This window comes from Protofrankia symbiont of Coriaria myrtifolia (genome assembly GCF_900634755.1).
GTDB classification, from domain to species: domain Bacteria; phylum Actinomycetota; class Actinomycetes; order Frankiales; family Frankiaceae; genus Protofrankia; species Protofrankia coriariae.
Map to the genome: position 1 here is coordinate 1 of NZ_CAAAFS010000323.1, position 8,534 is coordinate 8,534.

At 69.6% G+C, this 8,534-nt stretch carries 8 protein-coding genes; 2 read left to right on the top strand and 6 right to left on the bottom strand.

From position 1 onward, the window contains the following. Positions 1-547 precede the first annotated feature (547 nt). Positions 548-1,396, top strand: coding sequence for a sigma-70 family RNA polymerase sigma factor (locus CM1CMNOD_RS18970; protein WP_013875200.1), 849 nt, complete (start codon positions 548-550; stop codon positions 1,394-1,396). Positions 1,397-1,827: 431 nt separating this feature from the next. Continuing rightward, positions 1,828-2,730, top strand: coding sequence for an HAD family hydrolase (locus CM1CMNOD_RS18975; RefSeq protein ID WP_013875201.1), 903 nt, complete (start codon positions 1,828-1,830; stop codon positions 2,728-2,730). Between the two features lie 63 nt (positions 2,731-2,793). Here CM1CMNOD_RS18975 and CM1CMNOD_RS18980 read toward each other — a convergent pair whose 3' ends face one another. From CM1CMNOD_RS18980 to CM1CMNOD_RS19005, 6 genes are all read right to left on the bottom strand, one after another. After that, the gene (locus CM1CMNOD_RS18980) at positions 2,794-3,060 is read right to left on the bottom strand and encodes a hypothetical protein (RefSeq protein ID WP_013875202.1); all 267 of its coding nucleotides are present in this window, start codon (positions 3,058-3,060) and stop codon (positions 2,794-2,796) included. A 27-nt stretch (positions 3,061-3,087) separates the two neighbouring features. Further along, complete coding sequence (locus CM1CMNOD_RS24530; protein WP_013875203.1) at positions 3,088-4,524, bottom strand: lysophospholipid acyltransferase family protein; 1,437 nt, start codon at positions 4,522-4,524, stop codon at positions 3,088-3,090. A 447-nt stretch (positions 4,525-4,971) separates the two neighbouring features. Then, positions 4,972-6,012, bottom strand: coding sequence for an NAD-dependent epimerase/dehydratase family protein (locus CM1CMNOD_RS18990; protein ID WP_013875205.1), 1,041 nt, complete (start codon positions 6,010-6,012; stop codon positions 4,972-4,974). Positions 6,013-6,872: 860 nt separating this feature from the next. Then, on the bottom strand, positions 6,873-6,971 hold the full coding sequence (locus CM1CMNOD_RS18995; protein WP_003948845.1) for a 30S ribosomal protein bS22: 99 nt from the start codon (positions 6,969-6,971) through the stop codon (positions 6,873-6,875). A 228-nt stretch (positions 6,972-7,199) separates the two neighbouring features. Then, the gene (proC, locus tag CM1CMNOD_RS19000) at positions 7,200-8,006 is read right to left on the bottom strand and encodes a pyrroline-5-carboxylate reductase (protein WP_043604083.1); all 807 of its coding nucleotides are present in this window, start codon (positions 8,004-8,006) and stop codon (positions 7,200-7,202) included. 323 nt (positions 8,007-8,329) lie between these two features. Then, on the bottom strand, positions 8,330-8,534 hold a 205-nt coding region (locus tag CM1CMNOD_RS19005; protein ID WP_207387507.1), incomplete at its 5' end, for a proline dehydrogenase family protein.

Below are 8,534 nucleotides of genomic sequence, written 5' to 3' on the forward strand. Positions count from 1 at the left end.
AGTGCATCTTCGCCTCACTCCCCATGCCCGCCGGCAGGTCGTTGGCTACACTCAACTTTCCAAAGGGTTCCGGAGGATCAAAGGTAGCGCGATCATGTTCTTCCCGCGCGCGGAGTTCCTGTCGGATCCGGGAGATGCGGCAGATCCAGGTCCCCGGACGACTCGATGACTCCGGTCGCGCGGGAGGGGCGCTCGTCGGATCGCCGCGCGGTCCCCTGGTCTCCGATCCCCGGGTTGCTGACCAGGCCGTCTCTGGCCGTTGACACACCTTGACGCCCTTGACGACGCCCCTGACCCGAGAGGAGCAGAAAGCGGCCGCGTCGCCGTCGGTTTCGTCCGACCTGATCCGACACCCACCGGAGGATCCCGGCTCTCGAGCGGGCCACGCCACGCCCCGCCGGGCCTCCTCGATCTTTGGAGCCAGTATGCCGTCCGCCCTTTCCCGAACGTCGCGGGGGCGCGGAAGCGAGGTCCCCTACCCGGTGGACGGCCCGAGGCCCGGCCCGATGTCCGTCGTCGCCCGCGGCACCGCGGACCGATCATCGACGTGAACCCGCCGTGGGCGCAACCGGCTCTCGATCTCCGCGGCTGGGCGGCGCCGCGCGCCGGCTCCGCCCGGGTCGTGGTGCCGCGTGCCGATCCCACCTGTTTCGCGGCGCTACGCGCCGAACTGGCCCGCATCATGCTCGTACTCCGTGCGACCACGCCGGTCGGCCCCCCCATGGCCCATTCGGCGGGAGGGGCCTCGCCCGGCCGGCAGACGACCCAGTCCGCCTCCCCCGACGGCCTGGTCGACCACGGGACGCCCGTGCCCGACGAGTCGCCGTCGAACGCCCACCGACCCGACGCCGCGCTCGCGGCCCTGGTGCGCAACGCCCAGCAGGGCGACGGCGAGGCGTTCGGGGAACTCTACGACCTCTACATGGAGATGGTCTTCCGCTACGTCTACTACCGGATCGGCAGTTGGACGGCGGCCGAGGACATCGTCAGCGAGACCTTCCTGCGCGCGCTGCGCGGCATCAGGACCTTCACCTGGCAGGGACGTGACATCGGCGCCTGGTTCATCACCATCGCCCGAAACCTGATCATCGACTCCCGGAAGTCCCGGCAGGCCCAGCTGGAGTTCCCCACCGACGACATCCTCTCGGCGGGGCGGGATCACGTCGTGTCCGGGCCGGAGGAGTCGGTGCTGGCCATCATCACCGGCCGGGCTCTCATGGACGCCGTCCGCACGCTCAGCCCCGACCAGCAGGAATGCGTGGTGCTGCGCTTCGTCGAAGGGCTCTCCGTCCGGGAGACCGCGCTGGCGATGGGCAAGAACGAGGGCGCGATCAAGGCTCTCCAGTACCGGGCCGTACGCTCGCTGGCCCGGCGGCTCCAGGAGAACCCGGCCTGAACCACCCACAGCGCACCGCGGCCGGCGCCAACTCGCCACAGAGCCGGCGCAGCCGGCACATCCCTCGCCATGGCCAGCGCAGCCGGCGGGACTCGTCGCGGCTGGCGCCGCGCCGCGGGCAGCGGACATCCCGGTACCGCCACGGGCGGTGGCCCGCTGGACGCTAACCGTACGCCCGGTGGCGGGTAGGCTTCCGGTGCCACCGCGGGCGGTGGGCGTCCGGGCGCTCGCGAACCGTGGATGCGCCGGGTGGATGCGCTGGTACGCCGCCGCGAACCGTTCGCACCGTACGCTTCGCACGTCAACGCTTCTTCCCAGGTCACCGTGGCAGCACGGTGGCAGCTCCCAGGTCACCGTGACAACGGTGGCAACTCGCGGGTCACCGTGACAGCACGCTCCCTCCCCGCGCCGCCCACGCCCAGGAGATCATGATGCGGTTTCGACCACGCCCGCAACGGTCGGCGGACGACAAGGCCCGCGCGGCGGATGCCGAAGCCGCCGCCGCCGCTGCCCTGAAGGTGGCCGCCGACCAGACGGCCAAGGCGCCGCCGGACCCGACCGCGGCGGCCTTCTTCGACGTGGACAACACCATGATGATGGGGGCGTCGATCTTCTACTTCGCGCGCGGACTGGCCGCGCGCGACTTCTTCCAGTCCCGCGACCTGCTGCGGTTCGGCTGGCAGCACGTCACCTACCGGGTCCTGGGGCAGGAGAACACCGACGGGATACGCGACGTCAAGGAGGCCGCGCTCGCGTTCGTCGCCGGCCGCGAGGTCGCCGAGATCGTCCGCTTCGGCGAGGAGATCTACGACGAACGGATGGCGGAACGGATCTACTCCGGCGCCCGGGCCCTGGCCGAGCAACATCTCGACGCCGGGCAGCGGGTGTGGCTCGTCACGGCCACCCCGGTGGAACTCGCCTCGGTCATCGCCCGGCGGCTCGGGCTCACCGGCGCGCTCGGAACGGTCAGCGAGGTCGTGGACGGACGTTACACGGGCCATCTCGTCGGGGAGCCGCTGCACGGCCCGGCCAAGGCCGCCGCGGTGCGCGCGCTCGCCGAACGCGAACAACTGGATCTTTCCCGATGCTGGGCCTTCTCCGACTCGATCAACGACCTGCCCATGCTGTCGCTGGTCGGCCACCCCGTCGCGATCAATCCTGATCCCGATCTCAAGGCCGTCGCCCGGGAGCGGGACTGGCCGATCAAAGACTTCCGCACCGCCAGGAAGGCAGCCCGGATCGGTGTGCCGACAGCGGCCGGGATGGGCGCGCTCGCCGGCGGGGTGGCGGCCGGTATGGCGCTGCGACGCCGCTACATCGGCGCGACCAGCTGACCGCCGGACGGCCTGCCACCTTCTGGACGGCCGGGCCACACCGAGACCGGAGACCGGGGACGCCTACCGGCGGCCGCTGGGCATGCCGGGATCGTTCGGTGTGCCCAGCCGGGTGGTGCGTCGGGCCTGCTCCGGCGACGGCTCGGCCCGCCGCGTCACCCAGACGATCGACAGCACCGAGGCCACCTCGATGACGGCCAGCCACACCGCCAGAAAAAGATCGCCTATGACGACCAGGACCGCGACCGCGGCGGTCACCGACAGTAGATAGCCAGCGGTGAGGCCGCGGCCCACCCAGGTCCGCCGCGACCTTGCGCGCCACCAGCTCATCCGCCGCCCGTCCATGGTCGTCACAGATCAGAAGAATACCGACCGACGTTGCATCAGCAGTCCGTAGAGGGAATGCTGAATCGTCTCCCGGATGCGGTCCGTGAGCTCGAACACCAGCATGGGGTCCTCGGCCGCCGCCGGGTTCGGCGATTCCGTCTCCACCGGTTCGCCGAACTCGATGAACCATTTCGACGGCAGCGGTACCAGGCCGAGGAGCCCCAGCCACGGAAATGTCGGGGTGACCGGCAGATAGGGCAGCCCGAGCAGTCGGGCGAACGTCCGGAAGTTTCCGATCATCGGGTAGATCTCCTCGGCCCCGACAATCGTGCACGGAATGATGGGGACGCCCGTGCGCAGGGCGGCCGAGACAAAACCTCCGCGGCCGAAACGCTGCAGCTTGTAGCGTTCGCTGAACGGCTTGCCGATCCCCTTGAAACCTTCCGGCCAGACCCCCACCAGATGGCCACCGGCAAGCAGCCGTTCGGCATCGGCCTGGCAGGCGAGGGTGTTACCGGTCTTGCGCGCCAGCGGTGCGAGGAACGGCACGGAGAACACCAGGTCCGCGGCGAGTATCCGCAGGTGCCGGTGGGCTGGATGATGGTCCATTATCGCCAGCGAGGTCATGATCGCGTCCAGCGGCAGGGTACCGGAGTGGTTGGCCACGATCAGCGCGCCACCGGTGTCCGGAACGTTCTCCAGACCGCGCGTCTCGACCCGAAAGTAGTTCTGGTAGACCGGACGCAGCAGCGGCGCGATGACGTTCTCGGTCAGGTCCGGGTCAAAACCGTGCTCGTCGACCACGTAGTCGCCGGTGATCCGGCGCCGCAGGAACGCGAGAAAACCCGCGAGCGCCCGTTCCAGGCTGCCCGCGTTGGCCAACGGCTCGGACGGCAACACGGACGCCGGCCCGGCGCCGACGTCATCGTCGGCGGGAGCGTTCAGACCGAAAACACCCGCCCGCTCCTTCGAGGCCCACGTATCGCCGGCCTCCGGGGTGAGGAACTCCCCGGGCCCCGGGGATTCCCAGGATGCCCGGGACTCCCTGGAAACCGCCGGGCCCCGCGCGCCGGCCCCGCCGGGGCCTGTCACGCCGGCGCTGTCCGGACGGGCGCTGTCCGGACGGGCGGGGGCCCGGCGCGCCGAGTCCCGGCCGCTCGGGGGACCGGCGTCACCCCACCGCTGGCCGCCGGAACGCTCCGCGGCCGTCCGCGTCTCCGTTGGTACCGCCGTCGCTGACGTGGGCGGGTCGCTCCGGCGCGGGTCCGGGCCGGAGCCCTCGGCCCGCCGGTCGGCGGCACGCCCGCCGCCGACCGGCCCACCGGCGTCGGTGCCGCTCACGGCGGCCGAGTCGTCGTGAGCGCCCTCTGTCGGGCCCTGCGACCGGGAACGGCGTTCCGTCGCGCCACCGCTCGCCCGGATGCGGGCGTCCTTACTGCCCAGCGGGATGATGCGCGCCTCACTCACATCCGTGACCACCTTTTCACCGGACTTGCCCTGATACTCTGTGTGAGCTGCCAGGGTGTTCTGGATTCCCCGGGTGGGCCTCGGGCTCCCCGGCTTTTTCGGGACCCGCGGGTGCGCGGCACCTGATCGCGACGCCTGTGTGGCCGCTGGTGCGGCCGCGCGCTCCTCGGTCGGCCGGTACTGGTGGGACAACCACCTGCCCGGCCCACGTCCCCGACAGCCCGCTCGCCGGTCGAACGCCGCTATCCAGCGGCCTGCCAACCCACGGCCCACGTCTGCCGGGCCGGACCGTACGGGGGATATCGCATGATGGTCACTGTCATGACCGGGTTCATCTCATCTGTCTCCCGTCCAGCTCCGGTCCGTCTTCCGCACGCCCTTCTCCCTGCCCACCGCGGAAGCCGCCCAAAGGCGGTGACGACGGTCGTGAGGTCCTGATCAGGCTGGTCATGACGTCCCGACCAGCCTGCGACGCGCGAGCACGTCCAACAGGGTCCGCTCCAGCCGGACCACGGCGTCATGGTCGATCGCGAAACGCATCGGACGGTCCCGTACGAAGTCGTCGAAGGTCTGCAGCGTCGTGAACCGCGGGATGTAGTTGAATACGTGTTTCAACCGGGTGGTGTCGACCGCGCGCCCGTGCGCGAGGAAGCCGAGCTGTTCGGCGGAGAAGTCCAGCAGCCGGGATCTGCGGACCAGGTTTCCCAACGTGACCACGGCCGGGGACGGCACCGGCAGGGGCACGCGCCCGGCTCGCCGCACGGCCTGGGAGAGCAGGAGAACGCCGTCCCCGGCGACGTTGAACGTGCCCGGATGGTCCTCGACGGCGGCCTGCATGAGCACGGCGAGCGCGTCCTCGCTGTGCAGGAGCTGGAGGCGCGGATCAAAACCGAGCACCGTCGGGACGACCGGCAGCTCGAGGTACCGGGTCAGCGGACTGTCGATACCGGGGCCGATGACATTGGTGAATCGCAGCACGCTGACGGTGACATCGGGCCGCCGGCGGCTGAAACCCCGGACGTATCCCTCGACCTCCAGGGCGTCCTTGCTGTAACCGCCGCGGGGCAGACTGCGCGGCTCCATCTCCTCGGTGAACAGCGCCGGATCGGAGGGTGATGATCCGTAAATCGTCGTGGTGGACTTGACGATCACCTTTGTGACGCTCGGCGCCTTCTGGCAGGCGGCGAGGAGCTGCATGGTGCCGATGACGTTGATTTCCTTCATCGCGGCCCGGCCACCGGCTCCGAGCGGAGTGGCGATCACATTCAGATGAAGGACGGTGTCGACAGCGGCGGCACTGATTACTTTCGCGATCAGCGGATTACGGATGTCCGCGCGTACGAACTGGGTCCGGCCGAGATCGTCGCGGGGCGGCACGGTATCGACCCCGATCACATTCTCGATCTCCGGATCGGCCGCGAAGACACTCGCCACCTGTGCGCCGAGCGGCCGGGAAACACCGGTCACCAGCACGCAGCGTGGTCGCATTTCTCGTCGCCCCCTGCCCCGATACCCGAGCCCATGCTACGCCCTGGCGTTGTCACGCCAGAAACATCGTGGAGTACATGGCGTTGCGTCCTATTGGTCGACGTTCACCAACGTCGACATTGCCGGGGCAGCATAACTCGAGGCGTCACCGCGGGTTCATCCGGTAACGATTCCGTCGGTCTCGCCCGACAACGATTCGCAGGTCACATCCAGTGACATCACTCGGCCTGGCGGCGCTGCCGGGCCGGGAACACCGACCGCACAACCGAACACAGAACGCCAGGTAGGCAACCGAACGCAAAAGGTAGCAACGGGAAAGCGCTGAACGTCAGTACGGAAACGGATGGTACCGACGATGTCACCGAAAGACCCGCCGGCAACGACAACCAGAGCGCACCCGATGGATGCCTGGTGGATGCCGGCGGCCGATCCGGATGATGATCCAGAAGGCTCTCCGCGAGACAGGACAGCCGAACCCCCTGCGACGCGACCAAGGCGTAGCAGGGTCATCGCCGACAGCGGAATCGCCGACACCTCACGCGGCGCGACCGGGGACCCGTGCCGTCGCATGACGACGGTGCGGACCGCCAGTCGCGCCGGGCGGGAAGCCTCGGACGGAGACCCACGGGCGGAGACCCGGTTGCGCTTACAGCACACGGGATACCGCCCGGATCACCGCCCTGGCCGACCAGCGTCCAGCGGACACGGCGCAGCCGGCATCCGGCTACGGCGAGCCCGTTGCGATGCGTCCGGCCTCCCGCGCCCGGCATTCACCGTCACCGTCTACCGTCCGATATCCGGACGAACCGGCCTGCTTCATGACAAGCCGGCAACGGAAGAAACTCGAAGTAATCGTTTAGCTACTTCTTGTTGCGCCGTTGAACGCGGGTCCGCTTGAGGAGCTTGCGATGCTTCTTCTTGGCCATGCGCTTGCGACGCTTCTTGATAACCGAACCCACGAACCCGACCGATCTGTTGGAAGGAAAGCCGAACGAACTACCGGCCGAGCCTACCCGCTCCACCGGACGACGTGGCACGGCCACCGCCTCCCCCGCGGACGGACGAGTACGCGAACGGAGCGATGACGTGGTTTCACCCCCCGCACACCCTGCGTCTTCCACGTCACGGCTCCGTTCGACGACGCCCCTGGCGCCCTGGCGGGGTTTTCGCGTTCGGGCGGGGTTCGGTCAGGCGGGGCTGGCCAGTTCCCGGGAACGGTCACGGGCCGCTTCGATCGCGGCCAGCAGGGCCGCTCGGACGCCGTGCTTCTCCAGCTCCCGGATAGCGGTGATCGTCGTGCCGCCCGGGGAGGTCACCGCCTCCCGCAGCAGCACCGGATGCTCGCCGGAGTCGCGCAGCATCACAGCCGCCCCCACCGCGGTCTGCACCAGCAACTGCGCCGCGACCCCCCGCGGAATCCCCAGCAGGATACCCGCGTCGATCATGGATTCGACCAGGTAGAAGAAATAGGCCGGGCCGCTGCCGGAGAGGGCCGTCACGGCGTCCTGCTGCGCCTCCGGCACCCGGACGACCTTGCCGACCGGCGCCAGCAGCTTCTCGGTGCGGCGCAGATGCTCCTCGCCGGCATGGGCACCGGCCGAGATCGCCGACATGGCCTCGTCCACCAGCACGGGGGTGTTCGTCATCACCCGCACCACCGGCGTGCCGGCGGCGAGCCGGTGCTCCAGGAACGCGGTGGTGACACCGGCCGCCACCGAGATCACCAGATGATCCGGTGTGACGACACCGGCGATCTCGCCGACCAGCGCGGTCATGTCCTGCGGTTTGACCGTGAGTATCAGCACGTCCGCCCGGGTGGGCGCGGCCGGGTTGGAGACCGCTTCGACCCCGTGGCGGGCGGACAGTTCCCTGGCGCGCTCCGGCCGGCGCGCCGTCACGAACAGATCCGCGGGATCGTGCCCGGAGCGCAGCATCCCCGACAGCAGCGCCTCGCCGAGCCTGCCGGCGCCGAGGATCGCGATCGTCATGAACATCCCTCCTGTTGGCGGAGCATCCCCGACCCCAGGCAGAGCATCTTCGTCAACCTGACTCTCCTGTCAACCTGGCTCCTGTCAATCCGGCTCTCCCCGGTCCGACCCGTACGCGACCGGCCCTGGCGTAACCAACCTGCACGTAACTGACCCACGCGTGGCTGCCACCGATTCCCGCGCCGCTCCCCCACCGTCCGCTATCGTCACCGTCCGCCGCCGCAACCGCCTGTCGCTGTGACTGTCCGTTGTCAAACTGTCAGCCACCGCAACTGCTCCTGTCCGTCACCGCCGCGGTGTCGGCACTCGCCTCCGCCCACCCGTCGCGCTCACGAGGTGGAGCGCAACGCGCGTGCGAAGAACAGCAGGTTGGCCGGGCGTTCGGCCAGCCGCCGCATCAGATAGCCGTACCACTCGCGCCCGCATGGAACATAGACCCGTACCGTCTCACCGGCTTCGGCGAGGCGCCGCTGCTCTCCGGGGCGGACCCCGTACAGCATCTGGTACTCGAACGGCCGCCGGGCCACCCCCTGT

Bases quoted from the DNA above. Each gene is read 5' to 3' on its own strand.
- CM1CMNOD_RS18975 (WP_013875201.1), top strand. From the start codon at position 1,828: ATGCGGTTTCGACCACGCCCGCAACGGTCGGCGGACGACAAGGCCCGC.
- CM1CMNOD_RS18980 (WP_013875202.1), bottom strand. From the start codon at position 3,060: ATGAGCTGGTGGCGCGCAAGGTCGCGGCGGACCTGGGTGGGCCGCGGC.
- CM1CMNOD_RS18990 (WP_013875205.1), bottom strand. From the start codon at position 6,012: ATGCGACCACGCTGCGTGCTGGTGACCGGTGTTTCCCGGCCGCTCGGC.
- proC (WP_043604083.1), bottom strand. From the start codon at position 8,006: ATGTTCATGACGATCGCGATCCTCGGCGCCGGCAGGCTCGGCGAGGCG.